We start from the raw sequence: 16,105 nt of genomic DNA, 5'->3' as shown, positions 1-16,105 counted from the left end.
TGGACGCAAACAGATCTAAACCCGCCCAAACGGGTAATCCACAGGTTGAATCCCTCCAACAGGCGCTCGAATGGCTGGATCGGGAGGGAGGCCAACAGCGCAACCCCAGGGTCCTCCGGGAGGTCATGGACACGACCCTGACCGCCATCTCGCGTGGTGAATCGCCCCCTGAGACGGACACCACGACGCTACGAGCGCTGCTTCAGCGGCTCGAAGGGGTGGGAGATGGCGCCTCCAAGGCGTTTCGGGCGACTGAGCTGGGGAACTGGTGGGACTCTCGACAGGAGCAGCTCCGACAGCGGTGCGTCTTGGCTGGCTGCACCCTGACCCCTTACCTCGTGGTCAAGAAAGGCGGCGGCCGTGGCCTACCCTCCCGGCTGTCCTTCGAGTTTCGGCCGACGCTTGAGGCTGAGCCCGAGGAGGACATCGCGACGCCCGAGGTCGATCCGAACCTGGTGCGCTACCAGATGGATCCCGTCAGGCCTGCCTTGTGGCTCAGGCTGGTGGTGGGCAGCCGGCCGTTCCCGATTCAGTCCTGGCGCGGCTACGTGCTCATCGGCAGCGCCGCCATGAACATGGTGCTGATTGGACTCGCCTGGTTCTGGCTATTCTCCTCATGGAGCCGCGGCGCCCCTGTCACCACCGCAACACTGGCTCAGCTCGTTTTGGCGATGCTGGTGACGGTCGGACTCTGGTCGTTGTCGCGGCCGGTGTTCCATCTGCCCACACAGCGGGTCACCATGGCGGGGCCGTCTTTTCTAGCTTGGAACGAGCTCTACGGCCAGCTTCGCACCATGCCCGCACCAGGCCGAAAGCTGAAATCCCGCCAGTTCGCCGTCGTGCGCCATTGGGGCATGTGTCCGATCTGCTCCGCCGAGGTGGATCTCGACCATGGGCGGTCCGCCTTTCCAGACCGTCTGGTTGGCCGGTGCCATGATGCGCCGCTGGAACACGTGTTCTCGTTCGACCCCGTGCGCTTGGTAGGGCGATCTCTCGTAGCAGCGGTGCTCAACGAAACCGGCAAGCATGGAAACGATCAAGAAAAAAAGTGAAGACAGCCCAGCCCGCCAACCTCCATGGCTGGCGGGCAAGTTCGTCAAGCTTCTTTCGTCCGCTTCGAAATTCGGGCGATCAAAGCCAGCCACGCTCCGCCAGGGTCACCGTCTTCAGTCCACCGACCACCACGTGATCGATCAGGCGCACGTCGACCAAGGCCAGCGATTGTCTGAGCCGTGCGGTGACTGCGCGATCCGCAGCGGATGGCTCTTCCGAGCCCGACGGATGGTTATGCGCCACGATCACCGCTGCGGCATTGCAGCGGAGCGCGTGACGAACCACCTCCCGCGGATGGACCTCCGCGCCGTCGATGGTTCCATGGAACAACTCCATGTACTCGATCGGGCGGTGGCGGGTATCGAGGAACGCAGCAGCAAAGACCTCTCGCTCCAGTCCACCCAATTTGTCACGGAAGAACGCCTTGGCAGTCTGGGGATCCGAGAACGCGGCTCCACGCTGCATTCTCTGCCCAATGACGGCGCGCGCCACCTCCAGAACGTCGTCGGCGCTGGCTACTTTGTAGGATCGCGACCCGCTTCGAACATACAACGGGGCTAAGCCCAGGTTCTGTGCCTCCATTTGAACTCCTTGATGGAACGTCACGCCTTGATCTGACTGCAAGAAAAAGAGCGCTTCCGCGCCCCTGTTTTTTGTTCCGTCTCGCTGCGCCATTGCACCGTGCCGTTTCGGTATTCCTTCCTACCCGGCGGTGGCATGCTCTGGCACCGCCACTTGCCCACCATCAATCGACTCCACGGTTTGCTTGCCGCGCTGCGCGGCCTTCATCTGTTCAACAAACCTGTTGAGCCCGTACAGCGCGAAGCCATAGACCACGGCCCCACCAATCACCTTCAGCATTGCCACGTCTCCCTTGATTGATCAGCTGACGCTCAAGCGAGCGACCTTGCTCTCCAAGCGGTCATGCAAGTTGAGGCCTGCACGCCCGTTCGTGATTGGCCTGTCCTCCCGTGACACATCGTCGGGGTAGAACTCTTCAACCACTGCCGGCACGTCGTCTGCCAGATCCTCGAAGGATCCGTTCGCGAAGCCTCGTCGCGCAGCTTCGTCCAGTGCCGCTTGCTCGAATCCGGCGTCCCGCCGGGACTGATCAAGATTCCTCGCCTCGACAATCGCCTCTTCCAGGGTCATGCCGGATCGAACGACCAGATCGACGTAGTAGATCGCCGACCTGAAGCTCATCGTTGTGGACTTGCCACGAAGCTTCAGTTCCAACGGCATGCAGGCGAGACGCCCGCCCGAGACGGCATCGAAGTACGCCAGGCGGGCCGCAAGCGTCCGGATCGTGTTGTACGACGTGGTGCGGAGCACGAAGCTTCCAAGCTCATCGTCGTCCCCCACCCTCACGTTCAAGCGCGCGTACGCTTTGCACTCGCCCTTGGCAAAGGGGCAACCATCGGGCCCGGAGCAGGTCTCATGCGTGACGCCCTCCTTGCCCATCCGGCGGCTCGTCTCCCCGTTGCCCACGCACACGGGGCGGCCGGTTGCCCGATCAAACAGTGAGTAGTCGGCCCGCAGATTCAGTCCGGGGTCGTCGAACAAAAGCCGCATCGGGATGGAGCGAAGCTTGCCTCCGGCATCCTTGCGTAAGGTCTCGTCCAGCGGATGCAGCACCCAGCCTTCCCGGTTCTGGATCTGGCTGGTCAGCGTGAACTGATCGTCCTTCTCCGGCAGGCGCTTGCCGTTGCGTTCGACCACGCGGCCGATTGAAATCCGCCCGACCACGGGCGGGGTGATCGCCAAGCCTTTCAGCATGTCGTTGCTCCTACGTTTTGATTGGGGATGATCCGGAACCGCCGGGAACCGGGACGCTCAACGGTGAACTGGGCCACGAGCTCAGGGTGAGTCTCAGCCAGCCCCTTGAGATCGACGCTGGAGCCGTCCTTGGAGCGCCTGTAGGTGATCTCGCCCGTTTGAAAGATGGCCTTGGAGGCATCCCCCATGGACTGCTCCAGCTGCTGACGCATCTGTTCTGCTCGCTTGTCCATTTGGGCGATCTCGTCGCGCAGCAGCACCAGCCCGTCGAAGGTGGCTGAGAGCTCGGCGTCTTCACTGAAGTCGATGCTGGTGCCGTTGTCGGCATACAGGCTACTAAGCGCCTTGGCGGCAGATTCGCTTCCATCGGCCGGGGGCGGCGTGTCATGGGTCACGTGCTCCCAGAATCTGGCCTCGAGCACAATCAGGCGTGAGATCACTTCCTCGTCGCGCTCGATCCGATGGACCTCAAGCTTCTGACCGCACAAGAGCACGGCGACATCCGCGGCCTGCTTTCCCGTCACCGCGAGTTGGTGCTGGACCTGGAGCTGGACATATTCCGGTACCCCGTCCCGCCACAACCGCGAGCCGAACTCCCCTGCCGTTTTGCACTCCAGGAGCTGGACGTCGGTCGCCGCAACGACTTCCCGGTCGATGTTGGCCAGCATGTAGCTGTATGTTGGGTGCTGCAGTACGGCATTGATGCGCCGCACCTTGCGCTCGGTTCGCTCCGTGTAGGCAGCAGCCACGAATGGCTCCAGCAGCGTGCCCCAATACATGGGATCGCTCTGCCCCGGCTCTTCGTTCCGACCAGCCCTGCCGGTCTTCTCCAACCACAGCTCCAACTGGCTCTTGTACGGACACAGTCCGACTGCAGCCGCTGCATCCGAGCTACCGATCCCTTGCTTGCGAACTTCCAACCACTGGTCTCGCTCCAAGGAGCGCGTGTCGACCAGGCGTATCGCCGCCGATCTGCTCATTTCCAATCCTCCAATGAATGAAGCCCGGCCTCCTTGCGGGGGCCGGGACTATGGGCTTGCTTAGGGGTGACGTGCCTACTCGGGCGCTGTCGCCATTGCAGACGCAAGAACATCACTCAAGATGCGCTCCGCAGCCTCAGTGCCGCCGCCTGCCAGCAGATGCTTGCCGAAGGCAACGCCGAACGGCTCAGCGACCTCGTAACACCAGACGCCTGAGAACACGGCACTACAGGTCTGCCAGGCGCGAGCCAGAAGCTCGGCCTGGTCGATGCAGGCCTGGACGTAACCCAACTCCCCCTGGAACGGAACCCTCTCGTACGGCGCACCACTCTTGTCCAACGCCTGTTTGGCTCCGATGGCGATGTATGCAACGTCGAGCTGATCGACGTCCATCGCTCAGGCCACCAGCTTCATTGCTTCGTCCCATGCACGCTGCTTGATCTGGGCACCCGCCCCGAACCAAGCCGCATCCCTGCGATGGTCGTCACTCCGTGCGCGCCGGTGGTGATCGACGAACTCGGTGACACTACTCAGGACGCCCCAGGCCGTTCCACGGGCGCTTGCGAGATCTGAGCCCTTGCCTGCTCCGTCGTACAGCGCGCGGGCTACCGTGACCGCCTGTTCGTTGACGGCTAAGCCTTGCCCGTCCGGGTTCGGGTAGGTCAGCACTCGGCGCAGCAGCCCATCGACCGAATCGGGATCCACCGGACAATCGACCAAGGCCTTCATCCGTGCCACGAAAGAGTCCCAGGTCGACACGGTGATGCCCAGTTGGCGCTTCACCACTTCGGGATCGAACTGGCTGCGATGCGGCACCTTGACGGCCCCCGCGTTGCTACCAAGCGCGATGGCCAGGGTGTTGTTACACACCACCCGGACCGATGTGAACTGGGCGGTGGTCGCCAGCGTCCCGTCGCAGGCCGTGGCCAGCAGCAGGTAGCCATCGACACGATCCTTGCGCCTCAGCACCGTGCTCTGCCCGGTCTTGGCCAAAGCCCAGAACTTGCGCCCTGCGCGCAGGACACCCGCAGTCTCCAATTCGAAGCCACCCACTTCGGTCAGGTCGCGGTAGAACTCCAGGATCTCGCCTGGCTGGACGACCTTGTATCGCTTGGACACGACAGACAAGGGCGCTTGCGTGTCCGACCGATACAGAACCTTCTGATCCGGAAAGGCGTTGATGGCTCCGATTCCGTCCTTGCCGACCACGTAGCGAACCTGGGACTCTTCGATCGACCAGTCCATTCCGGCTTCACGCTTCCAGACATCGATGGGCTGTTGCGGCGCGAGCTTGTGACCGAGGCCGTGCCACGGCCGCTCGCCGGCATAGGCCATTGTTTCAACCAGGTGCATCGTCTTCTCTCCTTAGTCATGGGCATAAACGCACAAGGCCCGGCGATTGCCGGGCCTTGTGGTGTTTCACGGGTTGAATCACGGAAACTTTGGGCGTTGACGATGGACGCACTTGGCAACGCTCACCAGAGCAGTTGCGACTACTACAAGGATGCAGTAGATCGCTTCGGACCTCTCACTCATACGGAGTCCACGATGAAGGCGCACAGGGAGCGCTGTGCCCTTGCGCAAAGCCAGACCTTACTGGCTTCAATCAGGTGATATGTGGATGAGATTTTTTTGAATGGGATATCGCTGCTCTTTTCACTCTGCCCCGTCGTACGAGCGTTGCCCGGGTCGGGACTCGCCTGGAATTTCATGCTCAGGCCGCAGTTCCACCCAGGCCCCGCCCAAGCGGCGATGGCGAAGCTGATGATTCGCTCGAGTGCGCCGCGATTGTCAGTGGTCATGCGAGGCTCCCGACTTCTCGATGTCGGCCTTCACCAGGTAGCTCTGCTCGATCACCACCTCCGCGCCCTGCTCCAGTCCGGACAGGATCTGCACCCGCTCGCCATCGCGCTTGCCTAGCTCCACCGGCCGTATCTCGTAGGTGTCGCCGACCCGCACGAACACCACGTCCCAGTCTCGGAACGTCTGCAGCGCGGCTAACGGCACCATGAGGTCGACCGGCTCGCGGTCCACGGTGATGCGCGCCTTGACAGCGCTTCCGGGCCGCCACTCGCCGTCGCGGTTGTCGATGGTGGCGCGGGCCACGGTGCTCTGGCTGGCCGTGGCGGTACCGGGTAGCACCCGATCCAGCATCGTCTCGATGCTGGTGCCGTCGCTGAGTCGGGTCACCGTCACCAGCACGCCGGGACGGATGTGCTGGGCGTCGGAGCCGAAGATGTGCAGGTCGACCCACAGTTCCGAAAGATCAGCGATCTCGAACAGGGGCGCGCTTTCGGCCGCGACACCGCCAACCATGCCGTTGCGCTCGGTGATCACGCCGGTGATCGGGCTGCTGACCGTGTAGGTGCTGAGGCTCAGGTTGCTCTCGATGGTCGCCAGGGGCTGCCCTGCCCTCACGGGGTCGCCGACGTTGGCGCGCAGGCTGCGGATCGGACCGGGAAAGCGCGCGGTCACGCTGGCCACGCGGCCTTCGACCGGCGTCAGCAAGCCCTGGACTTCATGTTCGTCGGCAATAGTGCCGCCGCCTGCCCGTGCGACCTTGATCCCGGACTGCTCGGCGACGGCCGCCGCGATCACGGTGCGGCCTTCGTAGCTGGGATAGGTCCAGCGCAGCGGCTGGCCGTCGATCGTGGCCCGCACCTCGACGTCGAACGAATGCGGTTCGCCGACGATGCTCGTGGCCATCAGGCTACCGTCTGCCTGGGGTGCCAGCACATGTTGCTCATCCACGTTGCCCAGGCGCTCGAGATTCACCTCGACGTTGCCCTCGCTGGCCGGCAGCGGCTTGCCATCCCTGTACAGCCAAGCCTGGTACCTGGGCGGCGTGCCGTCCTCGGCGATCGCCAACTCCACCGTGTAGCCGTCCTGCTCCAGCAGGCGCCCGCCGTGTTCGCCTTTGCCGGCCTCTTCGCCGTCGGCCTGCCCGCCCTCTTCGGCATGGCCGTGGCCGTCGTTGGCATCGTGGTCGCCACCGCAGGCCGCAAGCATCAACGCGAACGCGAGGGCAGCGACCAAGGGGCGGAATGTGGAAGCAGACATCATGGGGTGGTTCCTTCGGACGTGGGCGCCGGGCCAGCGACGAACGCCTGGCCGGTGAGCCTCTGGATTTCGATCAGGGCACGCTGGGCCTCCAAGGCGGCGTCGAGCTGCCGCCGCAGGGCCGTGGTGCGCTCGGCTTGGAGCGTCGCCCACTCCAGGTAACTCGCGGCACCTGCGCGGTATGCACGAGCCGATGCGGCTTCGGCGCGCGCCAGCATGGGCAGCACGTCCTCATCGAGGCGGGATACCTCCAACTGTGCAACGCGATAGCGCCCGTGGGCTTCGGCAAGCGTGGAGTACAGCGACAGGCCGGCCGCTTCGCGTTCGATCTCCAGGCCGGCCAGCTCAGCTTCGGCCGCGCGAATGCCTGGCCGCGCACGGCGGGACGAGCCGATCGGAATCGAAATGCCGGCGATCAGGCCGAAGTCGTCGGTTGCCTGCAAGCGGCGCACGCCCACCTGCCAGTCGACATCCGCCGTGCTCTCGGTACGTGCCAGCTGCAGCCTCGCCTCGCCAATGCGGCGCGCGTCCGCAAAGCGCGCCAGTTCGGGATTGCGCTCGAGCCACTGCGCCAGCGTGGCGAAGTCCGCCACGTCAGCCAGTTGCAGCGCGTCCGCCTGCACCACTTCGAAGTCCGGTGCCTGCTCACCCCACATCGCCGCCAGATGCTGGCGCGCGGCGACGCCCTGCTGGTCGCTTCGCGCCTGGTCCAGCTCGGCGCGCGCCAGCGCTGCCTGTGCGGTCAGTAACACCGACTCCGGAGATGCGCCGGCCTGGTGACGCTGCCGGGCGGCAGCTACAGTGCGCTGACGTTGCTCGATGTCCAGCTGCGCGATTACGGCCTGCTGCCGCGCGGCGACCACAGCCAGATAGCGTCGCGCGACTTCCGCGAGCAGGTCCAGTCGGCGTGACTCCCGATCGACGGCCAAGGCATCGATCCGGCTCTGCGCCAGCGTGCGCCGGGCGTCGAGCTTGCCGCCACGCTCGAACACGGACGCAAGCGTCAAGGTCAGTTCGGCGCCACTCAAGCCGCTGGCATCGCCCGTGCCGAGCGAATTCTCGACGGTGCCGCCGGCCACGTACGCGGGCCGCAATGACGCGCGATCAAGCTCTGCCGCAACGGCTTCGCCTCGTGGGCCGAACAGCCGCAGGTCAGGATGGGATCGGGCGACGCGCTCGAATGCAGCGTCCAACGTCAAACTTTCGGCGGCAGCCGCCGGCCAGGCCACGGCAAACGCCGCAACCCACACGGCCAAGGCCGTGAGTCGCAATTGCATGGGAGTTTCTCCGGATGAAGCAGAAGGGGGGCGGGTGGCCGGTCGGCCAGTCGCGCCTTACGCTTGGATCGGAGGTCGGAACGGAGTGCCGCGCCGCAGCTGCAGCGCGGGCGCGGGATTCGAAGGGCGCGAATCGTCTGTGGGCGTCCAGCCGGCGCCTTGGATCAACGGGTCAAAACTTACGACCTGTCCGCAACAGTGGGCGACGTGGAGCAACGTATGCAGCAACTCGGCCGGCTCGTCCGCGGGCCCAGCGGCGTCATGATGTTCCGTGCCGCCAAGTTGCAGCGCGGCCTGTTCGGGATGATCAAGTAGCTCATGCAGGTCGCCGGTCACTGCGAGGGCCGGCTGCACCGCAAGACACAGCGCGAGCAGGCCCAGCAGGGCTGCTCGAAACCATGGTTTGCGACGGGGAGCCCGAATCATCGGCGAATCCTAGCGCTCGATGGGACGGTTATACAGTCCCAAAAGTCCAACCGGAATAGAGGTTGACTCTCTGTCTGCGCATACAGGTTCAAGGTATTTGGGTGCGGTCCCCGCACTCGCTTTGGGGGATGCCTATGACTTGGAACCGGTACGTTGCCGCTACATTCATCCGTTGTTTATATCCATCCGTATACTCCGGCGCATGGCTGTCCGCGCACTCCTGATGCGTTTGTTCCTGATCGTTGCCCTCTTGGCGAACGGCTCGGGCATCGCTGGTGCGTCCGTGCATGTTGAGCACATGAGTGACTCAAGAGGTGGTGATACCTCCATGAGCACCGCTCAGACGACAGCCGAAGCGATGACCGCCTGTCACGAAGCCTTGGCGGCCGCCCCGCTGGACGACGAGGACCATGGCTCGCAGGTCACGGTCAATGCAGGGGAAGGATCTCCTTCGGAAGATTGCTGTGAAGCAAGCAACTGCTGCGCATGCATGCATCATTGCGCTGCGGCAATCCATGCGCCGGCGCTCGCGGACTTCGCGCTCCGTTACCGGAAAACCACCGAATCGTTCCTGTCAGGGCACCCGTCCGCTGTCCTGACCAATCTCTTCCGACCTCCGATCGGCTAAGTGTCGTTTCGCGCCCGCCAGGGCGCTGATGGACCCTGTCTGCTGCTGTCGCACCGACAGGGTAGCGCTCGCATTGCGAGCCCCCGACCTTTCCCGGAGTTCCCATGTCATCCGATTCTCTCGGCCGTGCCGAGGGGCTGTCTGCCCCATCCCGTCGTCGTTTCGTCCAGGGCCTTGCTTTCGGCGGCGCTGCCGCGGCGTTCGGCCTGTGGCCCCGTTCCAGCTGGGCCGTCCAGGCTGAAGGCGTACCCAACGTGCTCTCGGGCACCGACTTCGACCTCACCATCGGCGAAACGCCGATGAATTTCACCGGCGCCACGCGAACGGCGATCACGGTCAACGGATCGATTCCCGCCCCCCTGCTCCGCTGGCGCGAGGGCACCACGGTCAACCTGCGGGTCCGAAATGCCCTGCCCGCCGGCTCGATCCATGGCCATCAGACATCCATCCACTGGCACGGCATCCTGCTGCCGGCCAACATGGACGGCGTGCCCGGGCTCAGCTTCGACGGCATCGACCGCGACGAAACCTATCAGTACCGCTTCGACGTCGTGCAGGGCGGTACCTACTGGTACCACAGCCACTCCGGCTTCCAGGAGCAGGCCGGCCTGTTCGGGCCGCTGGTGATCGAGCCGCTGGCGCCCGAGCCCTTTGCCTATGAGCGCGACTACGTGGTCTTGCTCAGCGACTGGACCGATCTGGATCCGGCCCGCCTGTTCGCCCGGCTCAAGAAGCGGTCGGATTTCGACAACTTCTCCAAGCAGACGGTCGGCGACTTCTTCGACGACGTGAAGCAGAACGGCCTGGCTGCCACGGTCGAAGACCGCAAAATGTGGGGCCAGATGCGGATGACACCGACCGACCTTTCGGACGTCAACGGCAACACCTACACCTTCCTGATGAATGGCACGACCTCGCTTGGCAACTGGACCGGACTGTTCCGGACGGGAGAGAAGGTCCGCCTCCGCTTCATCAACGGCTCGGCGATGACGTACTTCGATGTGCGCATTCCGGGCCTGAAGATGACCGTGGTCGCTGCCGATGGCCAATACGTCCGTCCGGTCGCGGTCGACGAGTTCCGCATCGCCACCGCTGAAACGTTTGACGTCATCGTCGAACCCACCGGGCAGGATGCGTTCACCATCTTTGCCCAGGACAGTGGGCGTACCGGATACATCAGCGGCACGCTGGCCGTCAGGGAAGGCTTGCGGGCGCCCGTGCCGGACGTCGACCCCAAGCCACTCCTCACCATGGCCGATATGGGCCACGGCGGAATGGGCGGCGGCGGTCACGACATGTCTTCGATGTCGCACGGTGCAATGGCCGGCGGTGCAATGGTCGGAATGGATCACAGCGGCCATGACATGTCGTCGATGGCCGCAGGCACGGCCGCCGGCGGGAGCATGGCCGGAATGGACCACGGTGCCGGCGGGATGCAGGCGCACCCAGCCACTGAAACCGGCAACCCGCTGGTCGACATGCAGACGATGGCGCCCTTGCCCAGGCTGGATGATCCGGGCATCGGACTACGCGACAACGGTCGCCGCGTCTTGACCTACGCCGATCTGCGCAGCACGTTCCCCGACCCCGACGGGCGCGCGCCCGGCCGCACGATCGAGTTGCACTTGACTGGCCATATGGAACGCTTCGCATGGTCGTTCGATGGAGTGAAGTTCGCTGACGCCGAACCGCTGCGTCTGAAATACGGCGAGCGCCTGCGAGTCGTGCTGGTCAACGACACGATGATGTCGCACCCGATCCATCTCCATGGCATGTGGAGCGACCTCGAGGACGAGTCCGGCAATTTCATGGTGCGCAAGCACACGATCGACATGCAGCCGGGTACCAAGCGCGCCTTCCGGGTGCGCGCCGACGCCCTTGGACGCTGGGCCTTCCACTGCCATCTGCTCTACCACATGGAAGGCGGCATGTTCCGCGAAGTGCGGGTGGAGGAATGAGCGCCATGATCCTTTCCAGTCGCCACCCGTTGGCCATCGGACTGTTCTCCGCATTGTCTCTCGCAGCCGGTTTTGCGCCGGCCTGGGCGCAGGAGATGGACCACGCCGCGCACCATCCGGCAGCGAAACCGGCTGCTTCACCATCGTCGTCCAGACCTGCTGATCCGCACGCCGGTCATCTGCCGACTTCTCAGGACAAGCGTTCCGACGATCACGGGACCATGGATCACCGGACCATGGATCACGGAAGCATGGACCACGGCGCCATGAGCCGCGGGACTGCGATTTCGGAAACCAGCGAACACTCCGGGGCGGATCACTCCGCGATGGACCATTCCGGGATGGACCATTCCGGGATGGACCACTCCACGATGGATCACTCCGGGATGGACCATTCGGGCACGGATCAGTCGGGCATGGATCACTCGACCACGGATCACTCGGGGATGGACCACTCGACCATGGATCACGCGTCCATGGGCCATCAGTCTGGTGTCAGCCAGGACCTGCCGCCGAAGGCCGAGCCGCGCGAGCCTATCCCGGTCGTCACGCCGGCAGATAGGGCTGCGGCGTTCCCGGACCTCGACGAGCATCTGATGCATGGCGAATCGATCAATTCCTACTGGGCGCTCGACCGGCTCGAGGCGTGGGATGCGGACGAGGACGGCACCGGTATGGCCTGGGAAGCACAAGGCTGGGTCGGTTCCGACTTGAACCGGCTCTGGCTGCGCAGCGAGGGCGAGCGTGCCGACGGATCCACTGAATCGGCGGATGTGGAAGTGCTGTACGGCAGAGCGATCGCCCGATGGTGGGACGCAGTCGCTGGTGTCCGCCATGACTTCGGCTTCGGCGGTGACCCGTCGCGCACGTATGCCGCGCTCGGTGTGATCGGTCTTGCGCCGTACAAATTCGAAGTCTCCGCCACGGCCTACGTCGGCGAGTCCGGTCAGATCGGGGTGGGCGCGGAAGCCGAATACGAAATGCTGTTCACCAACCGGTTGATCGGTCAGTGGCTGGTCGAAGGCGAAGCCTGGAGCAAGGACGATCCGTCGGTGGGAATCGCCAGTGGGTTGAACAAAGTCGAAGCCGGTTTCCGTCTGCGCTACGAACTTCATCGGCAGTTTGCGCCGTATGTCGGCGTGGTCTGGGAGCGTGCTTACGGCGGAGCCGCAGACCAACGTCGCGCGGAGTCCGGAGATGTCGACGACACCCGGGTCGTGGCAGGCGTCCGCATCTGGTTCTGACAGGAACCGGGTACTGAAACCGCGGGCGCTTGGCTGACATGTGCAGCCAAGCGCACACCCACTGACCTCCTGGAGTCCACGCATGAACGCAACATCAGTCTCCCTTGCCCTCGCACTGGCATTCGCCGTCGTATCGCCCGCAACCGCGCAGTCGACACGGTCGCATGCACAACACCACCCTGCCGCAGAGGCATCTGCGGCTGTAGACGTGCCAGCCGCTGCACAGGCTGCGGTTGCCGTGGCAGAGCAGTTCAACACCGCCCTGTCGAGCGGTGATCTGGCCACGGTCGAAGCGCTGCTTGCCCCCGACGTCCTTGTTCTTGAGTCCGGGGGCGCCGAGCGCACTCGCGAGGAATACATGGGCGATCACGCTGCCAGCGATGCGGCATTCCTCAAGGACGTCCATCGCCAACTGCTGCGACAGCGGGCACGAACCGCTGGCGAGCTCGTATGGATCGGAACCGAAAGCGAGCTGCACGCCCAGAAGGAAGGAAAACCACTGACCGTCCTGAGCACCGAAACCATGGTGCTGAAGCAGACCACGGACGGCTGGCAGATCGTCCACATCCACTGGTCCTCACGGACCAAGCCATGAGCGGAGAACCCGAAATGAAAACTCCTCAATTCAACCGCCTGACATGGTTGGCTGTTGCCGTCACCGGGCTGGCTGCCTGCACTCAGGCAGCGACCCCCGCCCCATCGTCCATCGCACCCGCCGCACAGGTCGCAGCAACATCGCCCGACGCGGATCCTGAAGCTCTGCCACGGATGACTGTCCACAAGACTCCGACCTGTGGTTGCTGCGGTGTCTGGATCGAGCACATGGAGAAAGCGGGCTTCACGGTGGTTGTGCACGACATGAATGACTTGGGTCCGGTCAAAGAGCGACTTGGCGTGCCCTATGCAAAGGGGTCCTGCCACACCACCGAGGTCGGTGGATACCTCGTCGAGGGTCACGTACCAGCTGCCGACATCAAACGCCTCCTCGCGGAAAAACCCGACGCGCGTGGTCTGGTCCTCCCGGGAATGCCGCTTGGGTCGCCGGGGATGGAGGTTCCAAAAGGACGTCAGCAGTCTTTCACCGTCGAGCTGGTCCATCACGACGGAAGCACCGAACCCTTCGCACAGCACTGATGCATTCAAGCAACAGGGGCGGTGTTGCGGGCGCGCCGATTCTCGTCCGCGATGAAGCAGGAGATCCACATGACTCACCATTCCGCAGATCACCGGTCCCAAGCCATGAACACGTGCATCGACAACTGCACGCAATGCCATGCGATTTGCCTGGAAACCATCAACCACTGCCTGGCCAAGGGCGGTCCCCACGCAGCGCCGGAGCACATCGCCCTGTTGGCGACGTGTGCGGATATCTGCGCGACAAGTGCCGACGCAATGCTGCGCGGCGCAAGCGTTCACGAGGTCATCTGCGGTGCCTGCGCGGAGATCTGCCGCCAGTGCGCGGATGCATGCGATGCCATGAACGACCCCGAGATGACGCGTTGCGCTGAAGCGTGTTGTCGATGCGCGGAAAGCTGCAGCGCCATGGCAGCTTGATGCATCGAGGATCCCGCCTGCGATGGCGGGATCCTCACCTCCGATTCGACAAGGCACGGCGCCCACGAACGGGGCTTTTCATCAATCCATAAAGAGGTTCATATGAAGTCTTCAAACGTCTTTCGCTCTTTCGCCCTCGTACTCGCAATCGCGGCAGGGCAGTTTTCGCTGCAAGTCGCGCACGCCCACGCGGCGTTGCAGCAGTCCACGCCGGCAGCAAATGCGGTGGTGGCCTCCCCAGGCCAGATCGATCTCGTGTTCAACGAGACGCTGATTCCGCGCGCGTCTCGTCTCAACCTGCTCATGAAGCACGGCAGTTCCACCATGCCGATCGGGAATCTCACGACCGAGATCGTCAACGACGGCAAGACCCTGCGTGCCACGTTGCCTCGTCCATTGGATCCGGGCGTTTATACCGTCGAGTACCGCGCTGTTGGAGGCGACAACCACCCGATGCCCGGCAGCTTCGACTTCACGGTGCGTTGAGGGTTCGCAATGCTCGACCTGTCGGCTTATGCACTGAGATTCCTTGAATACCTGGTTCTCATGGTGCTCTTCGGAATTCCACTGCTCGGTTGGTACGCTGCGCGGCGGCCAGCACTCGTCGACGCCCTGGCCGGTTGGCCGCTCCTGGACGTTCTGTTGGCGGGTGCCGCCTTTGGTCTCGTGCTCACTGGAGCCGATGTGGTGTTGAAGACCGCCGGCATCATGGGAATGCCGGTCAGCGAGGTTGATCGCGAATCGCTTGGTTGGTATCTGCTCGAGACGTCCGCAGGCCGCGCAGCCATGGCGAGAGGCGCACTGCTCCTCGCCATGGTGTCTGGGCTCGGCTGGCATCGTCGCCGCGGAAAGGTGACGTCCATCTTTCCACTGGCCGCAGTGCTGGCAGGCGGCGCCCTCGCGTCGCTGGCATGGAACGGCCACGCCGCCGCTGGCGAGGGCGTGGCCGGCGCAGTCCGGCTTGCTGCGGGCTTGGTCCATCTTCTCGCTGCAGGCGGCTGGATCGCGGCGGTGCTGATGTTCCTGGGAATGCTCCTGCGCGGCAAGAACGCCACGGGCAACGGGCGTCTGCGATCAACCCATGATTTCCTGCATGGATTTTCGACGCTGGGAACGATCTTCGTTGCTGCGCTCATCGTGTCCGGCATCGCGCATTACGGTGATCTCACCGGGTGGTCATTGTCGACGCTGGTCCAGAGCACCTATGGAAAGCTGCTGCTCTTCAAGCTTGCCTTGTTCGGTGGAATGCTCGGTTTGGGAGCGCTGCACCGTTGGACGCTGGTGCCGCGCCTTGACCGGGCGCTGGCCAGCGGAAATCCCGCACAGGAGGTGCGCGCTTTGCGGCAGAGCGTTGCAGCTGAGGCTGCGCTGGCCATCCTGATCCTCACCGTTGTTTCAGTGCTCGGCACGCTCAGCCCACTTAACCATACCTTTCAATGAGACTCGCTGGCAGGCCTGACTGATAGCCCCTGTACGCGTCCGATGCACCCGATAACAAGGTCCTGACCGCACACGTTGCCGTAACTGTCGCGGTGCAAGCTTTTCAGGATGGTGGATGTCGGGGTTGGACTTGATCCTTCAATGCTAGGAGAAGCGAAATGGCACACGTTGTTCAAGGGACCGATCACAAGCACGCCGATGGCAAGGGTCGTCCGTATCTGTTGTTCTGGATCAACATGGCGCTCGGTCTCGCCGTGATGTACATCGTCATGTTCTCGATGATCGATGGTGTCCGCGACTTCCGAAACAACCTGAACATGTTCTACATGGCAGTGACCATGTGGGCTCCGATGGGGATCTTCATGCTCGCCACCATGCCTGGCATGTTCCCCAGGAAGCGCTTGAACAGGGCCCTTCACGCGATCTTTGTCGCATTGACGATCGGCTCGTTCGGCGCAACGCGCGCGCAGGCGCTTGTAGATGACCGCCAGTTCATCGACTCGATGATCCCCCATCACTCCGGTGCGATCCTCATGTGCCGGGAAGCCAGACTGAGTGACGCCGAATTGCTCGCGCTGTGTGACGACATCACCAAAGCGCAGCGCTCCGAGATCGACCAGATGGAGAGCATCAGATCCCGTCTTGAGTAGGTGTGTAAACCAAGACGTTGTTCAGTTGTGTCTGAAGGCGACTGATGGGTGGCTTGTGT

The 16,105-nt window shown here is 63.6% G+C and carries 19 protein-coding genes; 10 read left to right on the top strand and 9 right to left on the bottom strand.

Going from position 1 to position 16,105, the window contains the following annotated elements; translation table 11 throughout:
- The first annotated feature begins 125 nt into the window (after positions 1-125).
- On the top strand, positions 126-1,052 hold the full coding sequence (locus tag AC3IRM_RS02330) for a hypothetical protein (protein WP_489204681.1): 927 nt from the start codon (positions 126-128) through the stop codon (positions 1,050-1,052).
- Positions 1,053-1,131: 79 nt separating this feature from the next.
- Here the strand turns inward: AC3IRM_RS02330 and radC are convergent, their stop codons facing one another.
- The 9 genes from radC to AC3IRM_RS02285 form a co-directional block, all read right to left on the bottom strand.
- Positions 1,132-1,635, bottom strand: a complete 504-nt coding sequence (gene radC, locus AC3IRM_RS02325; RefSeq protein WP_489204680.1) for a RadC family protein — start codon at positions 1,633-1,635, stop codon at positions 1,132-1,134.
- Positions 1,636-1,755: 120 nt separating this feature from the next.
- Complete coding sequence (locus AC3IRM_RS02320; RefSeq protein ID WP_489204679.1) at positions 1,756-1,914, bottom strand: hypothetical protein; 159 nt, start codon at positions 1,912-1,914, stop codon at positions 1,756-1,758.
- Positions 1,915-1,935: 21 nt separating this feature from the next.
- The gene (locus AC3IRM_RS02315; RefSeq protein ID WP_489204678.1) at positions 1,936-2,829 is read right to left on the bottom strand and encodes a recombination directionality factor; all 894 of its coding nucleotides are present in this window, start codon (positions 2,827-2,829) and stop codon (positions 1,936-1,938) included.
- A complete protein-coding gene (locus tag AC3IRM_RS02310) occupies positions 2,823-3,809 on the bottom strand; it encodes a YqaJ viral recombinase family nuclease (RefSeq protein WP_489204677.1) in 987 nt (328 codons plus the stop codon). Before AC3IRM_RS02310 ends, AC3IRM_RS02315 begins: the two co-directional genes overlap by 7 nt.
- Positions 3,810-3,884: 75 nt before the next feature.
- Complete coding sequence (locus AC3IRM_RS02305) at positions 3,885-4,202, bottom strand: hypothetical protein (protein ID WP_489204676.1); 318 nt, start codon at positions 4,200-4,202, stop codon at positions 3,885-3,887.
- Positions 4,203-4,205: 3 nt separating this feature from the next.
- Positions 4,206-5,162 (bottom strand): DUF932 domain-containing protein, encoded by a 957-nt coding sequence (locus AC3IRM_RS02300; RefSeq protein ID WP_489204675.1) that lies wholly within the window; start codon positions 5,160-5,162, stop codon positions 4,206-4,208.
- 179 nt (positions 5,163-5,341) lie between these two features.
- Positions 5,342-5,611, bottom strand: a complete 270-nt coding sequence (locus tag AC3IRM_RS02295; protein ID WP_489204674.1) for a hypothetical protein — start codon at positions 5,609-5,611, stop codon at positions 5,342-5,344.
- Complete coding sequence (locus AC3IRM_RS02290; protein WP_489204673.1) at positions 5,601-6,869, bottom strand: efflux RND transporter periplasmic adaptor subunit; 1,269 nt, start codon at positions 6,867-6,869, stop codon at positions 5,601-5,603. Before AC3IRM_RS02290 ends, AC3IRM_RS02295 begins: the two co-directional genes overlap by 11 nt.
- Positions 6,869-8,146, bottom strand: coding sequence for a TolC family protein (locus AC3IRM_RS02285; RefSeq protein ID WP_489204672.1), 1,278 nt, complete (start codon positions 8,144-8,146; stop codon positions 6,869-6,871). The genes AC3IRM_RS02290 and AC3IRM_RS02285 overlap by 1 nt, the downstream gene beginning before the upstream one ends.
- 628 nt (positions 8,147-8,774) lie before the next feature.
- Here AC3IRM_RS02285 and AC3IRM_RS02280 point away from each other — a divergent pair.
- The 9 genes from AC3IRM_RS02280 to AC3IRM_RS02240 all read left to right on the top strand — a co-directional run bounded on the left by AC3IRM_RS02280 (position 8,775) and on the right by AC3IRM_RS02240 (position 16,046).
- The gene (locus AC3IRM_RS02280) at positions 8,775-9,200 is read left to right on the top strand and encodes a CopL family metal-binding regulatory protein (protein WP_489204671.1); all 426 of its coding nucleotides are present in this window, start codon (positions 8,775-8,777) and stop codon (positions 9,198-9,200) included.
- A gap of 104 nt (positions 9,201-9,304) precedes the next feature.
- A complete protein-coding gene (locus tag AC3IRM_RS02275) occupies positions 9,305-11,158 on the top strand; it encodes a copper resistance system multicopper oxidase (protein ID WP_489204670.1) in 1,854 nt (617 codons plus the stop codon).
- Between the two features lie 5 nt (positions 11,159-11,163).
- A complete protein-coding gene (locus AC3IRM_RS02270; RefSeq protein ID WP_489204669.1) occupies positions 11,164-12,402 on the top strand; it encodes a copper resistance protein B in 1,239 nt (412 codons plus the stop codon).
- 82 nt (positions 12,403-12,484) lie between these two features.
- A complete protein-coding gene (locus AC3IRM_RS02265; protein WP_489204668.1) occupies positions 12,485-12,997 on the top strand; it encodes a nuclear transport factor 2 family protein in 513 nt (170 codons plus the stop codon).
- A 14-nt stretch (positions 12,998-13,011) separates the two neighbouring features.
- A complete protein-coding gene (locus AC3IRM_RS02260) occupies positions 13,012-13,536 on the top strand; it encodes a DUF411 domain-containing protein (RefSeq protein WP_489205807.1) in 525 nt (174 codons plus the stop codon).
- 51 nt (positions 13,537-13,587) lie between these two features.
- On the top strand, positions 13,588-13,956 hold the full coding sequence (locus tag AC3IRM_RS02255) for a four-helix bundle copper-binding protein (RefSeq protein ID WP_489204667.1): 369 nt from the start codon (positions 13,588-13,590) through the stop codon (positions 13,954-13,956).
- Positions 13,957-14,058: 102 nt separating this feature from the next.
- Complete coding sequence (copC, locus tag AC3IRM_RS02250) at positions 14,059-14,442, top strand: copper homeostasis periplasmic binding protein CopC (RefSeq protein WP_489204666.1); 384 nt, start codon at positions 14,059-14,061, stop codon at positions 14,440-14,442.
- Between the two features lie 9 nt (positions 14,443-14,451).
- A complete protein-coding gene (gene copD, locus AC3IRM_RS02245) occupies positions 14,452-15,396 on the top strand; it encodes a copper homeostasis membrane protein CopD (protein WP_394005097.1) in 945 nt (314 codons plus the stop codon).
- Positions 15,397-15,554: 158 nt separating this feature from the next.
- On the top strand, positions 15,555-16,046 hold the full coding sequence (locus tag AC3IRM_RS02240) for a DUF305 domain-containing protein (RefSeq protein ID WP_394005096.1): 492 nt from the start codon (positions 15,555-15,557) through the stop codon (positions 16,044-16,046).
- The last annotated feature ends 59 nt before the right edge of the window (positions 16,047-16,105 follow it).

It is taken from the genome of Luteimonas sp. KH_071 (assembly GCF_057838005.1).
The sequence above is the reverse complement of the archived record's forward strand: the minus strand, read 5'-3'. Positions and strand labels throughout refer to the sequence as shown.

Coding starts and splice junctions, on each gene's coding strand:
- AC3IRM_RS02330 (WP_489204681.1), top strand. CDS start 126: ATGGACACGACCCTGACCGCCATCTCGCGTGGTGAATCGCCCCCTGAG.
- radC (WP_489204680.1), bottom strand. CDS start 1,635: ATGGAGGCACAGAACCTGGGCTTAGCCCCGTTGTATGTTCGAAGCGGG.
- AC3IRM_RS02320 (WP_489204679.1), bottom strand. CDS start 1,914: ATGCTGAAGGTGATTGGTGGGGCCGTGGTCTATGGCTTCGCGCTGTAC.
- AC3IRM_RS02315 (WP_489204678.1), bottom strand. CDS start 2,829: ATGCTGAAAGGCTTGGCGATCACCCCGCCCGTGGTCGGGCGGATTTCA.
- AC3IRM_RS02310 (WP_489204677.1), bottom strand. CDS start 3,809: ATGAGCAGATCGGCGGCGATACGCCTGGTCGACACGCGCTCCTTGGAG.
- AC3IRM_RS02305 (WP_489204676.1), bottom strand. CDS start 4,202: ATGGACGTCGATCAGCTCGACGTTGCATACATCGCCATCGGAGCCAAA.
- AC3IRM_RS02300 (WP_489204675.1), bottom strand. CDS start 5,162: ATGCACCTGGTTGAAACAATGGCCTATGCCGGCGAGCGGCCGTGGCAC.
- AC3IRM_RS02295 (WP_489204674.1), bottom strand. CDS start 5,611: ATGACCACTGACAATCGCGGCGCACTCGAGCGAATCATCAGCTTCGCC.
- AC3IRM_RS02290 (WP_489204673.1), bottom strand. CDS start 6,869: ATGTCTGCTTCCACATTCCGCCCCTTGGTCGCTGCCCTCGCGTTCGCG.
- AC3IRM_RS02285 (WP_489204672.1), bottom strand. CDS start 8,146: ATGCAATTGCGACTCACGGCCTTGGCCGTGTGGGTTGCGGCGTTTGCC.
- AC3IRM_RS02280 (WP_489204671.1), top strand. CDS start 8,775: ATGGCTGTCCGCGCACTCCTGATGCGTTTGTTCCTGATCGTTGCCCTC.
- AC3IRM_RS02275 (WP_489204670.1), top strand. CDS start 9,305: ATGTCATCCGATTCTCTCGGCCGTGCCGAGGGGCTGTCTGCCCCATCC.
- AC3IRM_RS02270 (WP_489204669.1), top strand. CDS start 11,164: ATGATCCTTTCCAGTCGCCACCCGTTGGCCATCGGACTGTTCTCCGCA.
- AC3IRM_RS02265 (WP_489204668.1), top strand. CDS start 12,485: ATGAACGCAACATCAGTCTCCCTTGCCCTCGCACTGGCATTCGCCGTC.
- AC3IRM_RS02260 (WP_489205807.1), top strand. CDS start 13,012: ATGAAAACTCCTCAATTCAACCGCCTGACATGGTTGGCTGTTGCCGTC.
- AC3IRM_RS02255 (WP_489204667.1), top strand. CDS start 13,588: ATGAAGCAGGAGATCCACATGACTCACCATTCCGCAGATCACCGGTCC.
- copC (WP_489204666.1), top strand. CDS start 14,059: ATGAAGTCTTCAAACGTCTTTCGCTCTTTCGCCCTCGTACTCGCAATC.
- copD (WP_394005097.1), top strand. CDS start 14,452: ATGCTCGACCTGTCGGCTTATGCACTGAGATTCCTTGAATACCTGGTT.
- AC3IRM_RS02240 (WP_394005096.1), top strand. CDS start 15,555: ATGGCACACGTTGTTCAAGGGACCGATCACAAGCACGCCGATGGCAAG.